The organism is Frateuria aurantia DSM 6220 (assembly GCF_000242255.2).
GTDB lineage: Bacteria > Pseudomonadota > Gammaproteobacteria > Xanthomonadales > Rhodanobacteraceae > Frateuria > Frateuria aurantia.
Window position 1 is genome coordinate 1,027,582 of record NC_017033.1, and the last position, 20,399, is coordinate 1,047,980.

General features: G+C 63.9%; 21 protein-coding genes. 13 read left to right on the top strand and 8 right to left on the bottom strand.

Features of this window, described 5'->3' with window-relative positions; genetic code table 11:
• The first annotated feature begins 25 nt into the window (after positions 1-25).
• The 5 genes from gltX (at position 26) to FRAAU_RS16805 (ending at position 3,715) form a co-directional block, all read left to right on the top strand.
• A complete protein-coding gene (gene gltX / locus FRAAU_RS04570; protein WP_014402399.1) occupies positions 26-1,429 on the top strand; it encodes a glutamate--tRNA ligase in 1,404 nt (467 codons plus the stop codon).
• Between the two features lie 3 nt (positions 1,430-1,432).
• The gene (locus FRAAU_RS04575; RefSeq protein ID WP_014402400.1) at positions 1,433-1,726 is read left to right on the top strand and encodes a hypothetical protein; all 294 of its coding nucleotides are present in this window, start codon (positions 1,433-1,435) and stop codon (positions 1,724-1,726) included.
• Between the two features lie 71 nt (positions 1,727-1,797).
• Entirely contained in the window at positions 1,798-2,313 is a 516-nt protein-coding gene (locus FRAAU_RS04580) for a transcriptional repressor (RefSeq protein WP_014402401.1), read from the top strand.
• An 87-nt stretch (positions 2,314-2,400) separates the two neighbouring features.
• On the top strand, positions 2,401-3,471 hold the full coding sequence (locus FRAAU_RS04585) for a cation diffusion facilitator family transporter (RefSeq protein ID WP_014402402.1): 1,071 nt from the start codon (positions 2,401-2,403) through the stop codon (positions 3,469-3,471).
• An 85-nt stretch (positions 3,472-3,556) separates the two neighbouring features.
• Complete coding sequence (locus FRAAU_RS16805; RefSeq protein ID WP_245546433.1) at positions 3,557-3,715, top strand: 30S ribosomal protein THX; 159 nt, start codon at positions 3,557-3,559, stop codon at positions 3,713-3,715.
• Between the two features lie 113 nt (positions 3,716-3,828).
• Here FRAAU_RS16805 and FRAAU_RS04590 read toward each other — a convergent pair whose 3' ends face one another.
• From FRAAU_RS04590 to purM, 3 genes are all read right to left on the bottom strand, one after another.
• Positions 3,829-4,545, bottom strand: coding sequence for a DUF3108 domain-containing protein (locus FRAAU_RS04590; RefSeq protein WP_014402404.1), 717 nt, complete (start codon positions 4,543-4,545; stop codon positions 3,829-3,831).
• Between the two features lie 110 nt (positions 4,546-4,655).
• Positions 4,656-5,324: a phosphoribosylglycinamide formyltransferase gene (gene purN, locus FRAAU_RS04595; RefSeq protein WP_014402405.1), complete on the bottom strand. Its 669-nt coding sequence runs from the start codon at positions 5,322-5,324 to the stop codon at positions 4,656-4,658.
• A 6-nt stretch (positions 5,325-5,330) separates the two neighbouring features.
• Complete coding sequence (purM, locus tag FRAAU_RS04600; protein ID WP_014402406.1) at positions 5,331-6,368, bottom strand: phosphoribosylformylglycinamidine cyclo-ligase; 1,038 nt, start codon at positions 6,366-6,368, stop codon at positions 5,331-5,333.
• A 93-nt stretch (positions 6,369-6,461) separates the two neighbouring features.
• On the opposite strand from purM, the gene FRAAU_RS04605 reads away from it, so the two are divergent.
• From FRAAU_RS04605 to FRAAU_RS04635, 7 genes are all read left to right on the top strand, one after another.
• Positions 6,462-7,442 (top strand): DUF2066 domain-containing protein, encoded by a 981-nt coding sequence (locus FRAAU_RS04605; RefSeq protein WP_014402407.1) that lies wholly within the window; start codon positions 6,462-6,464, stop codon positions 7,440-7,442.
• A gap of 113 nt (positions 7,443-7,555) precedes the next feature.
• Entirely contained in the window at positions 7,556-8,710 is a 1,155-nt protein-coding gene (locus FRAAU_RS04610) for an AI-2E family transporter (RefSeq protein ID WP_014402408.1), read from the top strand.
• Positions 8,710-9,426 carry a DnaA regulatory inactivator Hda gene (gene hda / locus FRAAU_RS04615; protein WP_014402409.1) on the top strand — a complete coding sequence of 239 codons (717 nt, stop codon included), beginning with the start codon at positions 8,710-8,712 and terminating at the stop codon, positions 9,424-9,426. Before FRAAU_RS04610 ends, hda begins: the two co-directional genes overlap by 1 nt.
• Before the next feature lie 127 nt (positions 9,427-9,553).
• Complete coding sequence (gene yajC, locus FRAAU_RS04620; RefSeq protein ID WP_014402410.1) at positions 9,554-9,883, top strand: preprotein translocase subunit YajC; 330 nt, start codon at positions 9,554-9,556, stop codon at positions 9,881-9,883.
• 65 nt (positions 9,884-9,948) lie between these two features.
• Positions 9,949-11,820 carry a protein translocase subunit SecD gene (gene secD, locus FRAAU_RS04625; protein ID WP_014402411.1) on the top strand — a complete coding sequence of 624 codons (1,872 nt, stop codon included), beginning with the start codon at positions 9,949-9,951 and terminating at the stop codon, positions 11,818-11,820.
• Positions 11,821-11,833: 13 nt separating this feature from the next.
• Positions 11,834-12,805, top strand: coding sequence for a protein translocase subunit SecF (secF, locus tag FRAAU_RS04630; RefSeq protein ID WP_014402412.1), 972 nt, complete (start codon positions 11,834-11,836; stop codon positions 12,803-12,805).
• 135 nt (positions 12,806-12,940) lie between these two features.
• Complete coding sequence (locus FRAAU_RS04635; protein WP_014402413.1) at positions 12,941-13,600, top strand: response regulator; 660 nt, start codon at positions 12,941-12,943, stop codon at positions 13,598-13,600.
• Positions 13,601-13,607: 7 nt separating this feature from the next.
• Here FRAAU_RS04635 and FRAAU_RS04640 read toward each other — a convergent pair whose 3' ends face one another.
• From FRAAU_RS04640 to FRAAU_RS04660, 5 genes are all read right to left on the bottom strand, one after another.
• The gene (locus FRAAU_RS04640) at positions 13,608-13,823 is read right to left on the bottom strand and encodes a hypothetical protein (RefSeq protein ID WP_014402414.1); all 216 of its coding nucleotides are present in this window, start codon (positions 13,821-13,823) and stop codon (positions 13,608-13,610) included.
• Positions 13,824-13,973: 150 nt separating this feature from the next.
• Positions 13,974-15,260, bottom strand: coding sequence for a carbohydrate porin (locus FRAAU_RS04645; protein ID WP_014402415.1), 1,287 nt, complete (start codon positions 15,258-15,260; stop codon positions 13,974-13,976).
• Between the two features lie 109 nt (positions 15,261-15,369).
• Positions 15,370-16,830, bottom strand: coding sequence for a c-type cytochrome (locus FRAAU_RS04650; protein WP_014402416.1), 1,461 nt, complete (start codon positions 16,828-16,830; stop codon positions 15,370-15,372).
• A gap of 11 nt (positions 16,831-16,841) precedes the next feature.
• Entirely contained in the window at positions 16,842-18,455 is a 1,614-nt protein-coding gene (locus FRAAU_RS04655) for a GMC family oxidoreductase (protein ID WP_014402417.1), read from the bottom strand.
• Positions 18,456-18,520: 65 nt separating this feature from the next.
• A complete protein-coding gene (locus FRAAU_RS04660; protein ID WP_014402418.1) occupies positions 18,521-19,099 on the bottom strand; it encodes a sorbitol dehydrogenase family protein in 579 nt (192 codons plus the stop codon).
• Between the two features lie 226 nt (positions 19,100-19,325).
• Here FRAAU_RS04660 and FRAAU_RS04665 point away from each other — a divergent pair, with 226 nt between their 5' ends.
• Positions 19,326-20,258 carry a LysR family transcriptional regulator gene (locus tag FRAAU_RS04665; protein ID WP_014402419.1) on the top strand — a complete coding sequence of 311 codons (933 nt, stop codon included), beginning with the start codon at positions 19,326-19,328 and terminating at the stop codon, positions 20,256-20,258.
• The last annotated feature ends 141 nt before the right edge of the window (positions 20,259-20,399 follow it).

Below are 20,399 nucleotides of genomic sequence, written 5' to 3' on the forward strand. Positions count from 1 at the left end.
ATTCGATACTGCCGAACGATCTGCCATGACTGTACGTACCCGTTTTGCCCCCAGCCCCACCGGCTTTCTGCACATCGGCGGCGCCCGCACCGCGCTGTATTGCTGGCTGGAAGCCCGGCGTCAGGGCGGCGAGTTCGTGCTGCGGATCGAAGACACCGACCGTGAGCGTTCCACCGATGCCGCCGTGCAGGCCATTCTGGACGGCATGGCCTGGCTGGGGCTGGACCACGATGTGGGTCCTTATTACCAGACCGCCCGTCTGGATCGTTATCGCGAAGCCGTCGAGAAGCTGCTGGCCGAAGGCAAGGCCTACTACGCCTACGAGAGCAAGGAAGAGATCGAGGCGATGCGCGAGGCCGCCATGGCACGAGGCGAGAAGCCGCGCTACAACGGTTTCTACCGTGACCGCAACGAGCCCTTCCGCGAGGATCCGAACCGGGTGATCCGCTTCAGGAATCCGCGCGAGGGCAGCGTGGTATTCGATGACAAGGTCAAGGGCCGCATCGAATGGAGCAACAGCGAGCTGGACGATCTGGTGCTGTTCCGTTCGGATGGCTTCCCCACCTACAACTTCGCGGTGGTGATCGACGATATCGACATGGGCATCACCGAGGTGATCCGCGGCGATGATCACGTCAACAACACCCCGCGACAGATCAACATCTACCACGCCATGGGGGCTCAGGTCCCGGTGTTCGCTCACCTGCCGATGATTCTGGACCAGGAAGGCAAGAAGCTGTCCAAGCGCACCAATGCCGTCGGCGTGATGGAGTATCGCGAGCAGGGCTTCGTGCCGCATGCCGTGCTGAACTATCTGGTCCGCCTGGGCTGGTCGCATGGCGATCAGGAAATCTTCTCCATCGAGGAAATGCAGAAGCTGTTCGACATCGCCGATGTCAACAAGGCGGCCTCGCGTTTCGATGTCGAAAAGCTGTCCTGGCTCAACCAGCATTATCTGAAGACCGACAGTCCCGAATCGCTGCTGCCGGAATTCGAATGGCATCTGGCCCGCGCCGGCATCGATATCAGCCAGGGCCCGGCTCCGGCCGAGGTCATCGTCGCGCTGCGTGACCGGGTGCAGACCCTGGCGGAAATGGCCGAGCGCGCCAAGATCTGGTACGCGCCGATCCAGACCTGGGACGAGCAGGCCGTGGCCAAGCACCTGCGCAATGCCACCGGTCCCAAGGTGCTGGCCGCCGCCCGCGAGGCGCTGGCTACGGTCCAGCCCTGGCAGCCGGAAGCCTTGCATGAAGTCGTGGCCGGACTGGCCGCTTCGCTGGAGCTGGGCATGGGCAAGATCGCCCAGCCGCTGCGGGTGGCGCTGACCGGTACCCAGGTCTCGCCTTCGATCGACCACACCCTGTACCTGACCGGTCGCGAGGAAGTGCTGCGCCGGCTCGATGCGGCGCAGCTGAAAGCGGCCGGCTAAGCGATGGCTTCCGCATCGGCCGGCTCCGGAAACGGCCTGCTGGCGCGGATGCTGGATGCCGCTCTGCAGGGCGATCAGGCCGCTTATTGGCAGCTTCTGAGGCAATGGCTGCAGACGCTGCCCTGGGGGTGGCTGATCGCCTCCACCCTGATCTGCGGACTGGTCGGGGCCTGGCTGGGGCGAAGCCATGGTCGGCTGTGGGCCGGCCTGTGCTGGGGACTGCTGCTGGGACCGCTGGGCTGGCCGTTCGCGGCCCGTCCCCGGCGAGGCCGCAAGCCACCGCCCCTGCCGCTCTGAGCCATGTCGCGGCCGGGCCTGCCGCTTGCTGGTACAATGGCCGATCAGCGTAGAAGTGGCGAGGTGGCCTCATGGACAAGACACTGCATCGGCACCGCGATGCCGCGGGCATGATCCGGGTGATCGAACAGGCCAGTGAAGAACGGGGACTGCGTCTGACGCCGTTGCGCAAGGAAGTGCTGGTACTGGTGGCCGAAGCCGGCAAACCGGTCAAAGCCTACGACTTGCTGGACAAGTTGCGCGAAACCCATGGCAACGCGGCGCCGCCGACGGTCTACCGGGCCTTGGACTTTCTGCTGGAGCAAGGCTTCATCCACAAGCTGGAGTCCATCAACAGCTATGTCTCCTGCCATCATCCGGCCGAACATCACCAGGTGCCGTTTCTGATCTGCGACAGCTGCTCCAGCGCCCAGGAAGTATGCGATCCGCGCGTGGCCGATCTGATCGAAAGCCAGGCCCAGACCTTCGGCTTCAAGCCGCAGGCCCAGACTCTGGAAGTGCACGGCACCTGCCGCGACTGTCAGCGTGCCGCCGGCGTGCAGGCGGTCAAGCCCGCCACGGCGAGCCGGCGTCGCGCCACGGCCTGAATCGTGGCTGCCGGCTGAGATTGTGTAACGGTCGGCCAGCTGTCTAGGATGGCGACCTTCTTCTGTTGCCCGGATCGACGGACTTCCATGACCCAGCCTACCCATCATGGCAAGCACGCGCATGACCATGGTCATGACGCCCAGGCGTCCGTTCATCCCGGCACCGGTCATGGGCATGACCACGGCCATACGCACGGCCCTACTGAGCCGCATCATCACGACCACGACCACGACCACGACCACGACCACGACCACGACCATGGCACGCATGGCCTGCCGGCGTCACGATTGTGGAAGGCTTTTCTGCTGACCAGCCTGGTGATGGTCTTCGAAGCCGTCGGCGGATGGTGGTCGGGATCGCTGGCCTTGCTGACCGATGCCGCCCATATGCTGGTCGACAGCGGAGCCTTGCTGGTGGCCCTCGGTGGTGCCTGGTATGCGACGCGTCCGGCCGACCAGCGCCGGACCTATGGCTATGGCCGGATGGAGGTGCTGGCCGGTTTCGTCAACGCGCTGGTCCAGCTGGCCCTGATCGTGTTTATCGTGGTCGAGGCCGTGGGGCGGCTGCGCCATCCCGAGCCGATCCAGAGCGGCATCATGTTCTGGGTCGCGGTGCTGGGCCTGCTGGCCAATATCAGCGTGCTGCGGGCCCTGCATGCGCATGACCATGCGCATGACGACCTCAACGCGGCCGGTGCGGTACTGCATGTGATCGGTGACATGCTGGGCTCGGCCGCCGCCATCGTGGCCGCACTGCTGATCCGCTGGCTGGGCTGGACCTGGGCCGATCCGGCGCTTTCCATCCTGGTCGCCCTCCTGCTGCTCAACAGTGCCTGGCATCTGCTGCGGCGCTCGACCCATATCCTGCTGGAGGGTGTGCCCGAAGGCCTCGATCTGCCGCAGCTGACCGAGGCGGTGCGCGGTGCCGATCCGGCCATCGTCGATGTCCATCATCTGCATGTCTGGCAGCTGGCATCGGGCCGCCGGATGGCGACCTTGCACGTCGTGACCACGGCGGGCGCTGATCCAAGGGCGCTGCTGCAGACCTTGAACCGTCTGGCGGCCGGCCAGTTCGGCATCGGTCATCTGACCGTGCAGATCGAGACGGCCGGCTGCGTCGATGAGGGCTCGTGCGAACTGGGCCATTCAGCTCGCTGATCGCCTGCGCCGGAGCATCTTGCAGCGGAATTCGCGCCTGCTTAGGATGGTTGGGCAACATCCACTCCCGCAATCATGAGGTGCAATGATGGGCAAAGGTGATCGCAAGACCCGGCGCGGCAAGACCTACCGCGGCAGCTACGGCCGCACCCGGCTGCACAGCGCGCCCGCCGCCGTGGCCACGGCCGACACGGTGGTGAAGCCCGCCACCCTCAAGGCCGCCGCGGCAAGGAAAAAGGCCTGAGGCCGGCTCCCCTCGCAGGCAGCGGGGGATCTTAATATCTGAAAAACCGGCTGCAGCCGGTTTTTTCATGTTGGGCGCGGGTGAATCAGCAAAAAGCCAGGCACCGGATCGGCTTACTGGCGCTTGAAGTCCACCAGCTGCATGGCGATGTCGCCGCCCTCCTGCTGACTGAGCTTCACCGGCAGCGGGAACTGGTCAGGGGCATACCAGGCGCTGAGGGCCTTGCCGGGATCGCTGCGGTCGACCCGCTGGGTCTGGAAGTGGCCGGCAGGCACGCTGACGCTGCCATCCTTGCTGATCTGGAAATGCTCTGTTTCGACGGTCTGGCGCACGGCTACGGGCAGGGCCAGTGCGCCGGTCTTGCCTTGCTGCAGGCTCCAGCCGATGGCCAGCAGCAGCAGATTGTGGTCGACCATGCCGGGCCGGGCCGGATACTGCTGCACGCCCTTGCCTTCATCGACACTGACCTGGCCCTGGGCCCAGTCCACGGTCATCTGGCGGTGACGGTGCTTGAAGGCTGTCTGCATGCGGTAATGATATTCGGTGCTTTCCGGGCCGCCGTGATTCCAGCGGAACTGGCTTTCCTCGTTGACCGAGGCGGCCAGCAGGGCGGCAACACCGGCGGTGCCGTCGACTTCGCTGGTATAGCGATAGGTGCCGTTGGCACCAAGCTGCAGACTGAGGGTGGCGTTACCCAGCGGCTGTCCGCTGCGGGTGACCTGATAATGGGCGACGAAGCCATGGCTGGGCTGACTGGCAGCGACGGCCGAGCTGGCCAGGGCCAGACCGGCGAGGAATGAGAGAATCTGGATGCGGGATGAGATAGCCATGGGCGGCAGTGTACCGGAGCGGCCTGAACCGCTTGTTTCATCCAGCTTTCGTGCTGCCGGGGATCGTGGTTCGGCCGTGTGCTTGCGAGGGCACTGGAGCGGCACGCCGTTCAGGCGACGGCGTTCTCGAAGGGCCAGGTCAGCGGCGTGCTGAGTGGCTGCTCGTCCAGCCAGGGCATGCCTTGTCGCCACTGCAGCCTGCCATCGGCGATCAGGCGCACCACGGCGGGCAGCAACTGGTGTTCCAGTTGCAGAATGCGTTCGCTCAGGCGAGTTTCGTCGTCGTCGGAACGGATCGGGGTCATCGCCTGGGCAATGACGGGGCCGCCATCAAGCTCGGCACTGACGTAATGCACACTGGTGCCGTGGTCGGCATCGCCGTGCTCCAGGGCCTTGCGATGGGTGTGCAGGCCGCGGTGGCGAGGCAGCAGAGAAGGGTGGATATTGATCATTCGCCCCTGCCAGGCCTCGACGGCTGCAGCGTCGAGAATCCGCATATAGCCGGCCAGCACCACCAGGTCAGGCCGGCTTTCAGCCACCCGCCGGAACAGGGCGACATCGAAGCCGGCGCGATCCGGCCAGGCTTTGGGATCCAGACTGAAGTGTTCGATACCGGCGGACTCGGCACGCTGCAGCGCCTGAGCCTGACGGCGATCACTGCCGACCAGGACGATCCGGGCACTCAGGCGCCCGTCGCTGCAGGCCTCGATCAAGGCCTGCAGATTGCTGCCACGACCCGAGGCCAGGACCGCGATGCGCAGCGGGGAAGTCGTCGTCATGCCGGATCAGCCGATGTGCACCCGTTCGCCAGCCTCGCTGGCGGCAGAGGTTTCGACCTGACCGATCAGGCGGCTGCTGAGGCCGTGGGCGGCCAGCAGGATGCTGGCCGCATCAGCGTCTTCGGCATCCAGGATCAGGGTGAAGCCGATACCGCAGTTGAAGGTGCGCCACATTTCCTCGCGGGCGACCTTGCCTTCGCGGGCCAGCCAGTCGAAGACCGGCGGCAGCACCAGGCTGTCGGCTTCCAGGGCAATACCCAGGCCATCGGGGACTACCCGGATGATGTTTTCCTTGAGGCCGCCACCGGTGATGTGGGCCATGCCATGCACCGGTACGGCCTTGAGCAGTTCCAGCATCGGTTTGACGTAGATGGTGGTCGGCGCCATCAAGGCATCGGCCAGACTGACGCCGTCCAGCTGCAGATCCAGCGGATGGCCGGCGCGCTCCAGCACCTTGCGGATCAGCGAATAGCCGTTGGAATGCGGGCCGGAGGAAGCCACGCCAAGGATGACGTCGCCGGCCTTGATCTTTTCGCCGGTCAGCATCTCGTCCTTTTCCACCGCCGCGACGGTGAAACCGGCCAGATCGTATTCGCCCGGCGGATACATGTCCGGCATTTCCGCGGTTTCGCCGCCGATCAGGGCACAGCCGGCCAGCTCGCAGCCCTTGGCGATGCCGCCGACCACGGCCGCCGCGGTATCCACATCCAGCTTGCCGGTGGCGAAATAGTCCAGGAAGAACAGCGGCTCGGCGCCCTGCACCAGCACATCGTTGACGCACATGCCGACCAGATCGATGCCGATGCTGTCGTGACGCTGCAGTTGCTGAGCCAGTTTCAGCTTGGTGCCGACACCGTCGGTACCGGAAACCAGCACGGGCTCGCGATAGCGGGTGCCGAGATTGAACAGGCCGCCGAAACCGCCCAGTCCACCCATGACTTCGGGACGGAAAGTGCGTTTGACCAAGGGCTTGATGCGTTCAACCAGAGCATTGCCTGCATCGATATCGACGCCGGCGGCGCGGTAGGTAAGTGCGTCGGACATGATAGGGGCGACCTGCGGGAAACCGTCAATGATAGACGTTGAAGTCCGGATTGGGCAGACTTCCGGGAAGTTTTCTCTTGGTGAGTCTATCCCATGCGCCTGTTCGCACTTCTCGGGCTTGCGATTCTGCTGACCATTTCGGGGCCATCCCTGGCCCAGCAGTTGCCGGTTTCGCCGTACAACGTGCAATTGCCGGTGGCTGATACCAGTGTGGCCACGCGGAACCAGGCTTTTGCCGACGCGCTGGGCCAGGTGCTGGTGCGTCTGGCCGGCGGTCAGGATCTGCGCGGCCAGCCCGGCTATGCCGATGCCTTGAAAGGCGCCAGCGGTCTGGTGGCCCAGTACCAGTACCAGCAGGGCAATGACTCCTCCCAGGGCCTGGGTCTGCAGGTGCGGTTCGACCCGGCCTCGGTGCGGCATCTGGCCCAGCAGCTGGGTACGCGCAGCGGCCAGCGCCCGCCTGTGCTGTTGCTGGTGCGTGATGCCCGTGGTCGTCTGCTGGACCAGAGCCAGCTGCAGTCGCTGGCTGCAGCCATCAACCAGGGCGGCTATGAAGTGAGCTATGCCGATGCCTCGGCCGCGCCGTCCGCGTCGAGTCTGGTTGCTGATCAGAGCCAGCTGGCCGCGACCAGCCAGCGCTACGGCACCGGCCTGATCCTGGTCGGGCAGGTTGGTAACGATGGTGGTCAATGGACTCTGTTCAACGGCGGTGCGGCCCAGCGCTGGAGCGGGAGTGCCGCTGCCGGTGCGGACCCGCTGCAGGCGGCGGGAACGGCGGCGATCAGTCATCTCGGTCAGCAGCTGAACGTGATCGGCAACGGCAACAACAGCGGCAGCCTCTGGGTCTCGGGGCTGGGTTCGGCCCAGGACTATGCCAGTCTGCTGGCCCTGCTGCGTGATGATTCGGCTATCACCCATGTCGATACGGTATCCGTGGCGGATGACGGCATCCTGCTGTCGATCAGCAGCCTGGTCCCGCTGAGCAATCTCAGTGCCGGACTGACCGCCGGCGGCCGGCTGCAGGTGGCGCAGGCTCATGCCGGCGCCGATGCCGCGCTGCGCTGGATCCACTGAACAGCGCTACACTGAATGGCGATACGGGATGCAAAGGACGGTCCCGACCACGGAATGCCGGCATTCCGTGCGTCGTGCTCCGATGACAGGATGGCTGTGGCAGGAGTGTTGGCATGACACATGATTCGATGCGCCGCTGGCAGTTGCTGGCGATCGGGCTGCTGATCGCCTGGGTCGCCTGGCTGCTTGGTCCGGTGTTGATGCCGTTCGCGATCGCCGCGATGCTGGCTTATATGGGCGGGCCGCTGACTGACCGGCTGGTACGGCTGGGCATGTGGCGTACCTTGGCCGTGAGCATTGTTTTCACGGTGCTGCTGGTGTTGTTCGTGGTCGCGCTGCTGGTCATCATTCCGCTGATTTCGCGGCAGGTCGAAAATCTGGGCGACAATCTTCCGCGTTACTACAGCTGGTTCCAGGGCACGGCGCTGCCCTGGCTGCAGCATCATCTGCATCTGGATACCCATCTGTTCGATCCGGATCGCCTGATCGATATCGTCAAGAGTCATATCGGCTCCATTGGCGGGGTGGCTTCGGCGGTGCTGGGCAAACTGTCGCGCTCGGGCATGGGCATCATCAGCTGGGCCACCAATCTGGTGCTGATTCCGGTGGTCGCCTTCTATCTGATGCGGGACTGGGACAAGATGCTGGCCTATATCGACCGGCTGCTGCCGCGTTCGATCGAACCCACCGTGGCCTATCTCGCGCGGCAGTCTGATGAAGTGCTCAGTGCCTTTGTGCGCGGGCAGCTGCTGGTGATGCTGGCGCTGGGTCTGTTCTACGGTGCGGCGCTCAGTCTTATCGGCCTGTCGGTGGGCTGGTTGATCGGCATGGTCGCCGGCCTGCTCAGTTTCGTGCCCTACCTGGGTTTCATCATCGGCTTCGGCGCGGCCACGATCGCGGTGCTGGTGCAGTATGGGGATACCACCCATCTGCTGCTGGTCGTCGGGGCTTTTCTGGTCGGTCAGTTGCTGGAAGGCTATGTGCTGACCCCGAAACTGGTCGGCGACAAGATCGGCCTGCATCCAGTGGCCGTCATTTTCGCGGTGATCGCCGGAGGTTATATAGGGGGATTCCTGGGGATTCTGCTAGCCTTGCCGGCGGCGTCGGTGATTCTGGTGTTGTTGCGTTATCTGGTCGAGCGTTACCAGCACAGCGAGTTGTATACCGATCCCGGTGCCGAAGATCCTGTTCTCGAAGAGCTAGAGGCACTCGAGGGCGCTGATGCCGCCCCTGCCGATGCTCCTGATTCGCCCACACCTGCCCACTGATGACCACACCCCAGATTCCGCTGCAGCTGCGCTGGCCATTGCGCCAGCGTTTCGAGTACTTCCTGCCGGGCGACAATGCCGCCTCGATCGAGCTGATCCGGGCGGCGGCCACCCATACCGGTGGAGACTGGGTGGTGGTCTGCGGCCCTTCCCGCAGCGGACGGACCCATCTGCTGATCGCGGCCTGCCAGGCGGCGATCGCCTTGCGCGAACCGGCGCAGTACCTGCCGCTGAAGCATTTGCCGGATCTGACTCTGGCCTTGCGCGGCATGAGCGGTACCGGGGTGCTGGCGCTGGATGATATCGATGCCGTGGCCGGCAACCACGAGGCCGAAGTCGCCTTGTTCGACTTGTACAACCGTGGCCGGGCCCATGGCGGGCACTTGTTGTTCAGTACCCCGAAGCTGCCCTCCCAGCTGGGAATCCAGCTGCCGGATCTGCGTTCGCGGCTGGGGGCCTGCACCCTGGCGGTGCTGCGGCCACTGGATGACGAGCAGCGCCGCGAGATGCTGCGAAGGCAGGCGGCCCGACGCGGTCTGGAGCTGGATGACGGCGTGCTCGACTGGCTGTTTTCCCGCTTTTCGCGCGATCCCGGCGATTTGATCGAATTGCTGGAGCGCATCGATCGCGCCTCGCTGGCAGCTCGGCGCAAGGTCACGATTCCCTTCCTGCGTTCCATGGTGCCAGGTCAAGTCATTGATTTGCCGTCCGATTGATGCCGTTTGAGGCGTCTGCGGGCCGGGCCATGCACAGCAGGCCCGTGCGTGGCATAATCCAAGGTCTTTTATTTGGGCGCGAGGCAGCTTGCCGCGCGTTCTCGTCTCTTGTCAGGGAAATTCAACCATGATTGCTTCCATGCCGTTCGTACTCGCGCAAGCCGCCGCGCCCCAGGGGCCGAATTCGCTGCTGACCTTCGCGCCGCTGCTGGTGCTGTTCGTGGTCTTCTATTTCGTGATGATCCGCCCGCAGATGAAGAAGCAGAAGGAAACCCGGGCGATGCTGTCGGCCCTGGCCCGTGGCGATGAAGTCGTGACCAGCGGTGGCGTGGCCGGCAAGATCGAAGAGGTCGGTGACAGCTTCACCACTCTCGAGATCGCACCTTCGGTCAAGATCCGGGTGCAGAAAGGCGCAATCTCGCAGGTGCTGCCCAAGGGCACGCTGAAGAACTCCTGAGTGGGTATGGTGTTTTCGCTGACCGCGCCGAGCTTCGGCGCGTCGGCATTTGATGGATCCATGGCATGAGTGATTTTCCTCGCTGGAAGTACGCGCTGGTCGCGGTGATTCTCCTGTTCGGCATTGTCTATGCCTTGCCGAATACCTTTGTCCCCGCGCCTTCGGTGGAAGTGCTGGCCAGCCATGGCGCGGTACTGGATGATTCGACCAAGGACAAGATCGCCACCGCGCTGACACAGCAACACATGAGCTACGGCCAGCTGCAGCTGGACGGTGATCGCCTGCGGGTGAACTTCGCCAATGCCGATGCGCAGGCCAAGGCCGCGGACGTGATCCACAATGCGCTGGGCGAAAACTACACGGTGGCCCTGAATCTGGCGTCGACCGTTCCGGCCTGGCTGCGCAGCCTGCATGCAGGCGCGATGCCGCTGGGTCTGGATCTGCAGGGCGGCGTGCACTTCCTGCTGGAAGTCGACAAGAATGCCGTGGTCAGCGGTCTGGAGTCGCGGTACGCCGACGATATCCGCGGCTCGCTGCACGATCACCATATCAATTTCGACAGTGTCAGCCAGGTCGGTGGTCCGGGGCAGGGCATCAATATCGTGCTGCGCAATACGGCCGATCGCGATGCTGCCCGCAACCAGATCCAGCTGGACAATCCCAGCCTGGATGTGACGGACCAGACCGCTGCCGGCGGTGCGCCCGCCTTGCTGGCCAAGATCAAGCCGGCCGAGCTGGCCGCGCGTGATCAGGCGGCGATCACCCAGAACGTGGCCACCTTGCGCAACCGCATCAACCAGCTGGGCGTGTCCGAGCCGGTGATCCAGCAGCAGGGCGATGACCAGATCGTGGTCGAACTGGCCGGCGTGCAGGATCCGGCCCAGGCCAAGCGCATTCTGGGCGAGGTCGCGACCCTGGAATACCGCGCCGGCTACGGCTCGCCGCAGCAGGCCATCGAAGCCGAGCGCAGCGGCAATGTGCCGCCCGATGCGCGGCTGTATCACGGCACCCATGGTGAACCCTATCTGCTGAGCAAGCGGGTGATCGCCACCGGCAACCAGCTGATCGATGCCTCCTCCGGTTTCGACCAGCAGACCGGTACGCCGATGGTGTCGGTGACCCTCAATTCCAGCGGCGCCAACAATATGCTGGCCTTCACCTCGGCCAGTGTCGGCAAGCCGATGGGCGTGGTCTATATCGAACGCACCACCGACATCAAGATGGTCGACGGCAAGGAGGTGCGCACTCCGCACACTACCGAGCAGGTCATCAGCTACGCCAATATCGCCGGCGTGTTCGGAAAGAACTTCCAGACCAGCGGTCTGGCTTCGCCGCAGGCCGCCTCCGAGCTGGCCCTGCTGCTGAAGGGGGGCTCGCTGGCGGCCCCGGTCGATATCGTGCAGCAGCAGGTGGTCGGTCCCAGCCTGGGCCAGGACAATATCCACAAGGGTCTGATGGCGGTGCTGCTGGGTCTGGGCCTGGTGCTGGTCGCTGCCGCGATCTATTACAAGCTGTTCGGCATCGTCGCGGACATCGCCTTGTTCTTCAATCTGGTTCTGCTGGTAGCCGTGATGTCGATGATCGGGGTCACTCTGACCATGCCGGGCATTGCCGGCATCGTGCTGACCCTGGGCATGGCCATCGATGCCAATGTGCTGATCTGCGAGCGCATCCGCGAAGAGCTGCGCAACGGCTCGACGCCGCTGGCCTCGATCCGCGCCGGTTATGACAAGGCCTGGGGCACCATTCTCGATGCCAACGTCACCCATTTGATCGCCGCGCTGGCCCTGACCACGATGGGCTCGGGTCCGATCCGTGGCTTCGGCATCACCTTGCTGATCGGCATTCTGACGTCGATGTTCACCTCGGTGACGTTGACCCACGCGATCACGGCCCTGATCCACCACGGGCGCAAGCTCAAGACCTTGTCGGTCTGAGGGGAGACAAGCGATGGAAATTTTCAATCACAACAGTCGCATCAACTTCCTGGGCGCGCGCAAGTTCACGATCGGTCTGGCCGTGCTGTTGATGCTGGCCTCGGTCGTGCTGCTGATGACGCGTGGGCTGAACTACGGCCTGGAATTCACCGGCGGCGTCTCGATGGAAGTCAGCTACGCCAAGCCGGTGGACGTCGCCGACGTGCGCCAGGCACTGGAGTCGCACGGCATCGAGAATCCGGTGGTCGCCACCCTGGGCGGCAGCCGCGGCGTATCGATCCGCCTGCAGCCCAAGGACGATCCGGGCTCGCTGCAGGCCGCCAAGCTCAGCGCCTCGGCCCAGGCCGATCGCGTCGCTACGGACGTGATGGCGGCATTGAAGAGCAGCCGCGCCGATGCGACCCTGGACAGCCGCAGCTTCGCCCGTCCGCAGGTCGGCGCCGAGCTGCGCAGCGACGGCAGCATCGCTGCGCTGTTCGTCATCATCGGCATCGGCCTGTATCTGTGGATCCGTTTCGAACGACGCTTCGCGATCGCGGCCCTGCTGACTGAAATTCACGATGTGCTGGTGACTCTGGGTATCATCGCCCTGGTCCGTCGCGAATTCGACCTGACCGTGCTGGCCTCGGTGCTGGCCGTGATCGGCTATTCGATCAACGACAAGGTGGTGGTGTTCGACCGCATCCGCGAGCTGTTCCGTTCCACCCGCAAGGCCGAGCCGGTGGAGGTGCTGAACCGCTCGATCAACAGTACCTTGTCCCGTACCATCATCACCTCGCTGTTCACCGGCATCGCGATGGCGGCGCTGTTTTTCTTCGGCGGTCCCGCCGTGCACGGCTTTGCGGTGACGATGCTGATCGGCATCGTGGTCGGCACCCTGTCCTCGATCTTTGTGGCCAGCCCGATCCTGCTGTGGCTGGGCGTGTCCAAGAAGGATCTGATGCCGGTCACCCGCGACAATCCCGAGCTGGAGCGTCGCCCTTGAGTCGGTCGCGATACTGATCGCCGTTGACAAGGCCGCCTGCGGGCGGCCTTGTCATGTCCGTGTAGATCATTGCCACTTGCATTGCCGGAGTGGCCTGTCTACCGTGGATGCTCTCTTGCATCGATGGGATCACGGATGATCGGCATCGTCTTGATCGATGACCACTTGCTGGTCAGGCAGGGTTACCAGCTGATGATGGCCGGGGCTTCGGACATGCAGGTGCTGGGTACGGCCAGTACCGCCCTGCAGGGATTGCAGTTGATCCGGAGCCTGCATCCTGACGTGGCCGTGGTGGATGTCTGTCTGCCCGACATGAGCGGCATCGAGCTGACCGAACGGATCAGGCGCAGCGGGCTGAAGGTGAGCGTGGTGATCGCCACCATGCTGGCCGACCGGCGCCTGCCGCGGCGCCTGCTCAATGTCGGCGCCACCGGTTATGTCACCAAGGAATGTTCGCAGGAGGAGCTGCTCAGCGCGATCCGTCTGGCGGCCAGGGGGCGCCGCTATCTGGCGGCGACGGTGGCCCAGGAAGTGGCGCTTGCCAGCCTCGGCGACAGCTGTTCGCCGTTTGACAGGCTCAGTCGGCGCGAGCTTGAAGTAGCGATGATGCTGGCCAAAGGCCAGACGCTCTCTGCGATCGCAGACCAGCTCAGCCTCAGTCCGAAAACCGTGTCTACCCACAAGCAGCGGCTGCTGGACAAGCTGGAACTGGACAATGTCGTGGGACTGGCACGGCTGATGAGTGCCTACGGGGTGCTGGACGTAACGCCTGGTCCGGGGCAGGGTGAGCCCTGAGGCTCTGTCAGCTGCAGCGCAGTACCGCCGATTGCAGTCGCAGATTGGCACGATAGAGCTCGCTGACCAGTTCACGGGCCTGCAGCGGGTCATCGCGATCACGGGTGATCAGAGCCAGCTGACGCAGCTGCGCGCCCAGCACGTCACTGAGCTGAAGCAAGATGGATGCCCCGGGTTCGGCAGTGGCAGCTGGCGCCGGCAGGTGGCGTAGTGAGTAGGGCATGGCGACATACCTTGGGCAATTGATGGCGGGAGGCGAGTTCAGAGCTTTATTTCTAAAGGGCTCCGATGACGATTTGATGTCATTTCGCTTCACCCGGCACCCGGCACCCGGCACCAAGGCTGGCTGATGCCCGCCTTGGTGGTGACGGGGTCAGAATATGATGGAGGACTTGGCGCCCAGCAAGGTGTAGCTGCCCTGATTGCGCACCACCGGTCCGGGATGGTGGATCCACTGCACTTCCGGCTGAATCCGCAGCCAGCGGGTCGGCTGCCAGGCGTAAAACAGTTCGGCCATATATTCATCATGATCGGCGGGACGCGTGCGCTCGCCAACCTGGTACTGCAGCGATTCGTTGGCGACGGCTCGCGGATTGACCCGCAGCCCCGAAACACCGATACCCAGTTCGTCGATGGGGCGACCGGGACTCAGACCTTGATCAATCGCCCCGATGCCCAGAGTCTGGTAGACCGTGCTGGTCTGCCGGTCCGAGGCCGTGGCGTTGATAAAGGCGCGCCAGCCGCTCTTGGAACCCACACCGGAACCATGACTGAGCTGCTGTTCGATACTGAAGTAAGCGCCATAGGAGCTGTCGCGCATCTGATAGCCGAGATCGGAGAGCGCGGCGGGGTCGCCATTGAGATCGCGGTAGACATCCCGGGTATGCGCATTGGTATACCATGCGCCGAACTTGTAGGCGCCGGGCAGGTTGTCGCCCAGCTTGGGCGTCCAGCCAAACTCCACGGGGAACAGGGCGCCAATGGTACCCGGAGGATTCAGCGTGAATCTGTTGGAGCGTTCGACGAAGGCCGGATTCACCTGATAGGCCGCCAGTTTCAGATAATGGCTGGCATTGAACTGGATCTGGGTGACCAAAGCCCATTGGCTGGTCGGCCAGTTGTACCAGTAATCACCACGAATGTTGCCGGGCTCGGATCCGCACAGCCCCTGGTTGAGGAAGGTGCATTCGACATCACCGAACTGGCCGCCGACATTGAGCCTGCCCAGCTTGAACAGCAGATGGTCATCGGCCAGCCACTGGCTCCAGTACATTTCGGTCAGTCGCCAGGTCTGGCCTCGTCCGTAGATTTCCTGGGGTTGCAGCAGGGTGTCGACCCCGTTCCTGGCCCGGATATCGTGGCCATCGCGGTAGGTCGTGGTGAAATGGAAGCTGGCGCCCTGCAGATGCCACAGTTTCTGCAGGTCGAAGACGGTGCCCAGAGCCAGCTGGCCAGTGTGGACCATGCCTTTGCGGTCGCCCCCTCGGACATTGGCCAGATCTTCCGAGGTATAGCCGAAATCAAAGTTGATACCTCGCTCTGCCAGACGGTGGCGGGCTCCGTCCCAGTCACCGCCAAGCCAGGCCCGGCTTTCGTCGGCTGACGCCGCCATGGCACATGACAGCAAGATCCAGGGTAGCAAGCGAGCAAAAGCGTTCATGACTACCATACTCCGGGCACAGTCCATCCTTCTGCGGCATCGCGATGGAAGCCGGAGAGAAAGTCAGCAAGGGAAACGGGCGGGTCCGGAGCGGACCCGCCCGAGCGCATCAACGCGAGCGTTTGCGCCGCAGCAGGGTGATCAGCAGCCCGGCCAGAAGCAGGATGACGATGGCACCCAAAGCCAGCAGTCGCGGCATCCACAGCTTCAGGGCCGGTGGCGGACCGCCCGCGCGCAGCATCTTCACCTGGGCGGCATCGACCTTCAGGGCCGGGTTGCCGTAGCTGGAAGCCACGAAATTGGAGACGGCTGCGATCTGGGCATCATTCATGTCCCGATCAAAGGCCGGCATATAGGTCGGGCCGTCCGCCCCGGTACGATCCACGCCATGCAGGATGGCCATCACCAGATTGTTGGCCGTGACTCCACCCGTGGCGCTGTTGTGGTAGAGGGACGGATAGTAATGATCCTCGGTCCCTGCGCCGCTGGGCTGATGACAGCTGGCACAGGCATCGGTGAACAGGCGCGCACCCTCGGTGACATTGGGAAGATCGGTATAGGTGCGGCTGGCCAGCAAGGCCTCGCCGATGGGTGTGCTGGCGGCGGCGGCATCCAGGCTCTTGCGGCTCGGAGCGTTGTCCAGATCATAGATCCGGGCCGGAGCCTGTCCATATCCGTAAGCGGGATGGGTGACGGCCGGATCGTGCTGTGCGGGTACCGACTTCAGATATGCCGCCATGGCATGCAGATCGCTGTCCGAAAGATAGCGCAGGCTGTTTTCCACGGCCTCGGCCATGCCGCCGGCGGCCTGCGCCTTGCCGGCCGCATGCCCGGTTTTCAGAAAGCCGGCCAGTTCACCCTCGGACCAGCCGCCAATGCCGGCCACAGGGTCGGAACTGATATTGGGGGCATGCCAGCCGGCGACATCCGCGCCGGCCAGGTAGCGGCTGTTGTCGGTCGCCATCAGCAGATTGCGCGGGGTGTGGCAGCTGCTGCAATGGCCTAGCGCATTGACCAGGTAACGACCTCTGGCCAGCGTGTTGCCTGCATCGACGTCGGCATGGCTGGGGGACTTCAGATACAGCAGATTCCACAAGGCCATGCTGGAGCGGATGCCGTAGGGGAAACCCAGCGCGGTGACATGCGCGGCCTGGCCATCTACCGGCGCGACCTGGGTCGTCATGTAGGTGTACAGCGCATGCATGTCGCTGTCACTGATGCCGGCATAGTCGGGATAAGGCATGGCAGGGTAAAGATGATGCCCGTCAGCCGATACGCCCTCGCGCACGGCCCGTGCAAACTGGGCCTCGGTCCAGTTGCCGATGCCGGCCGTCTTTGACGGCGTGATATTGGTGGCGTAGATGGTGCCCAGCGGTGAAGCGATGGCATAACCGCCGGCAAAGGGCTTGCCGCCCTTGAGGGTATGGCAGGCGGCGCAGTCGGCCGCGCGGGCGATGTACTCGCCCTTGGCTGCCAGCGGATCGCTGGTCTGGGCCGCGATGGCGCCGCTGGTGCCTGCTGCCAGCAGCAAGGCCGTTGCGGCGAGTTTCAAGGCATGGAGTTTGCGCATGATCAGGCTCCTCAGATTTCCCGGGCGATGATGTCGGTCGAACGCATGGCCAGGGCTGCGCCCGTCATCGTCGGATTGAAGGCCTGGGCGGCCGGCATCACGCCGGTGGTAGCCAGGAACAGATTGTCGTGATCATGGGTACGGCATTCATGGTTGACCACCGAATCCCTGGGGTTCTCGCCCATGATCACGGTGCCCATCGGGTGGTCGCGGTTTTCCCATACGGAAATGTTCTTTTCGAACACTTCAGCGCCCAGCAATTTCTGGAAATTGAGAAAGTCCTGCTTCACCACTTCACCGCCGGCACGGACATAAGCGCTGACGTCATAGTTGATGCTGAGCTGGGGCAGGCCGAACTTGTCCCTGTTGTGCGCATGCAGGCTGACCCGGTTGGCCGGATCCGGCAGGCTTTCGATATTGGAGGATACCGAGATGAAGCGGGCGGCCATATGACGGATCTGCTTGTCCAGCTCCGGCCCCATCACACCCTGTTCCAGCAGGCGACGGGTGATCGGCACATTGCCCACGAAATTGCCGACTTCATAACGGATGGCGCCATGTTGGCGACGGAAATCGCCATCACGCCACCTCAGCACGTCACCCTGTTGCACCGGGCCGCGACCTGACCATAGCGGCTCATCGGCCAGCATGCTGAGCGAGAAGGCATTGTGATCCATCAGGTTGCGGCCGACCATGTCCGATGAATTGGCCACGTCGGACAGCAGCAGCAGGCGCGGCGTTTCGATGGCATGGGCAGCGATCACGAAATAGCGCGCCGTCAGCCGGTGGCTCTTGCCATCCTGGTCGTAGTAATGGATGGCCACGATCTTCTTGCCGTCCGGCCCCTTTTCGATCTTGTAGGCCACTGCATTGGGAATCAGCCGGGCACCGGCGCGTTCAGCCATCGTCGCATGACGATCACCGCTGTACTGGGCACCAATCGGGCAGATCGGTGAGCAATTGTTGTTGCCGACACAGGCGGGGCGCTCGCCGTAGGGGTCGGTGGCCCGGCCATTGGGCTGGTAGGTGAAGGGATAGCCGCCTTCGGCCACGCGTGCCGCAAAGCGCTGCGAGAGATAGCTCAGTTCCTGCGGGCGCACCGGGAAAGGCACGCTGCGGGGGGGGTAGGGGGCGCCGTTGTGGCCACTGTAATCGGCGTGATCGTCACCGGACACACCCATTTCTATTTCGACCCGGCTGTAGAAAGGCTCCAGGTCCTCGTAGCTGATCGGCCAGTCGCGGCCCACGCCATACAGACTCTTCAGCTTGAAATCGTTCGGCAGGATCCGCCAGCAGGCTCCGCCCCAGTGCCAGGTGGTGCCGCCGACCAGACGCAACATGCCGGGGATGTATTCCACCGGGCCGGTATTCTCGATATAGCCCGGCGTGAACGAGGTGCGGGCCCATGGCTCATTGGGATAGGGCTGATTGCGGTTGCCGCCATTGGAGCTGGCATTGCCGGAGTTGCGGAAGCCTTCGACGATTTTCCAGCGAGGTACCCGGGGGCCGGCCTCAAGCTGGATCACGGATTTCCCCTGGCGTGCCAGGTTGTGGGCGGCGACGCTGCCGATCAGGCCCGAGCCTACGACGATGGCGTCGGCGTCATATTGCTGTTGTACTGCCATGATGTCTTCCTGTGCCGGCAGGGCGCGGCCTGCGGCTGGGTGGATGTGATGCGCGGCGTTCGATCTCAGTCGGTGGCGACGCTGGCCGGTCGGGTTTTCCAGTAGCCGGGGCCGCCACGGGCGTAGGTGGGAATCACCGTCACGTCCGAGGTCGGGCCCCACATGAGAGCGCTCTCATACGTGATAAAGGAAGGGCCGTCTTCGGCACGATCTTTCACTTCTCCGACCACGCCCAGATACCAGGCGCTGACAATCGCCAGAGCCGTGGCTTTCAGATCGGCATCGGCAGCGACGGGGGAGCTGCTCCATTGGCTCATGTCATGCAATCCGGCCTTGTCGATGGCGGCCTGCAGTTGAGTGAAGCGACGGGGGAAGTCGGACTGGTGCAGACAGATCGCCTGCCAGGCCCGGCCGGCGAGGCTGCCGTTGAGCGCGTGACCGGTCAGCAGCTGCGAGACTTCCATGAAGTGTTCGGGAGCCGGGCTGGCTGTCGTCGCCGCCGTTGCGGAACCAGCCTGGCTGGATGCTGCGGTGCCGGTCAGCAGGCCGGTCGTGGCCGCCAGCAGGCTGGCAGACAGGAAGCGCCGCCGCGGCTGCGCGTCGGTGGATGGAGCCGCTCTGGCGGACGAGTACTGGGCAGTCATGAAAACCCTTCGATTGATGAGTGGTGGCTGAAGCTTGCAGATCCCGCCGCAAGCCACGCGAAATGCCATGCATGGTTGCGGCGACATCATGCCGCGTATCGGGTCATCGTATGGATGCCGGATAATGGAGCAAAGCCTGATGATGACATCATCGCATCATAATCACGTAGAACGCACAGATTAAGCGGCTTCTGTTAAATTCACTTTTTCCAATCTGGAAGAAGTGATGGAGCATCTGCAGGATCTGGCGCTGTTTGTACGCATAGCCCAGGCGCAAAGCCTGTCGGAAGTGGCCCGTGCGGCAGGCCTTTCCAGCGGCGCCGTTTCCAAGCAGCTGAGCCGGCTCGAAGCCGAGCTGGGGGTGCAGCTGGTCAAGCGCAGCACTCGCCACCTGCATCTCACCCAGGAAGGTATTCAGTACGCGGCGCAGTGCCGGCAGGTGCTGAGCCAGCTGGAGCGGGCACGGGAAGAAGTCCGGATGAGCGGTGAGCTGGTCGGCGAGATCCGGATCACCGCCTCGCTGCCGTTCTCCCGGCGACATCTGGCGCCGTTGCTGGCCGAGTTCGGCATGCGCCACCCCCGCGTCAGGATCCATCTCGTCTCCAGTGATGCGCTGGTCAGCCTGGTGGGGGGGGGCTTCGATCTGGCCATTCGCCAGGCGGCTCTGGTCGACAGTTCACTGGTTGCCCGGCTGCTGGTCGGTGACCGTCGCATCGCCTGCGCCTCGCCGGACTATCTTGCCAGGCATGGCTGGCCGCAGACCCCGGGTGATCTTGTCAATCATCGTTGCCTGTTGCCGGGTGATCCGCCGATCAATTTGTGGCGTTTTGTCGATCGCGATGGCGGGTCGGTGACCGTGAATGTGGGCAGCGGCATGTTCCAGACCAATGACGGCGAAGTGGCCCACGCGGCGACTCTGGCAGGTGCGGGTATTGCCTTGAAGTCGATATGGGATGTCGCCGACGATCTGGTATCCGGACGTCTGGTGGATGTCTTGCCGGACTGTCATTCTCCGGCCGCGCCGATCCAGGCCGTGTATGTGCGGGGTCAGACCGTCGTGTCGGGACGGGTGCGTGCGCTCATCGACTTTCTGGCGGAACGCCTGCAATGCAGTCCGATCCGGCATCGGCTGGAATCCCGGTTTGCCGTGTCAGTCTAGGCTGTCGGAAGCAGGGCGTCGTTATGCCACGCTGGCAGGTCAGGCCTTCTACGGACTGGGCTGGTCCGCGGCCTTGACCGAGGGTATGGCCGCGGCAAGTGGCATGCTGCGGCATAGCAAAGGATAATGGCCGGCGAACAG